This is a genomic window from Altererythrobacter lutimaris, from assembly GCF_013371495.1.
In the GTDB taxonomy this organism is placed as follows: domain Bacteria; phylum Pseudomonadota; class Alphaproteobacteria; order Sphingomonadales; family Sphingomonadaceae; genus Erythrobacter; species Erythrobacter lutimaris_A.
This window is the reverse complement of record NZ_JABWTA010000027.1, coordinates 1-450: the sequence shown is the minus strand read 5'-3', so window position 1 is coordinate 450 and position 450 is coordinate 1. Positions and strand designations below refer to the sequence as shown.

General features: G+C 61.3%; 1 protein-coding gene. It reads left to right on the top strand.

From position 1 onward, the window contains the following. Positions 1–95 precede the first annotated feature (95 nt). Positions 96–450: alanine--tRNA ligase-related protein (locus HUO12_RS14395; protein ID WP_232367531.1), on the top strand; the 355-nt coding region annotated here is incomplete at its 3' end.

The following is a 450-nucleotide window of genomic DNA, read 5'->3' as shown; positions in this document are numbered from 1 at the left end:
GGCGGCAACAAGGGCCGCAGTAGAAGTTCCCCGATCGAAACTGAGGCCGAGCCGTTTCGCTTGAGCGCGCCCCGCTGCCCGCTTACATGGGCGCTATGACATCGACCAACGACATCCGCCGCAGTTTCCTCGATTATTTCGCCGACGCCGGGCATGAGCGCGTGCCCTCCGCGCCGCTGGTGCCGCATAACGATCCGACGCTGATGTTCGTGAATGCGGGCATGGTGCCGTTCAAGAATGTTTTCACCGGCCTGGAATCGCGGCCCTATGACCGGGCGACCAGCGCGCAGAAATGCGTGCGCGCGGGCGGCAAGCATAACGATCTCGACAATGTCGGCTACACCGCGCGGCACCACACCTTCTTCGAGATGATGGGCAATTTTTCGTTCGGCGATTATTTCAAGGAACAGGCGGTCGAGCATGCCTGGACGCTGGTGACGAAGGAATGGG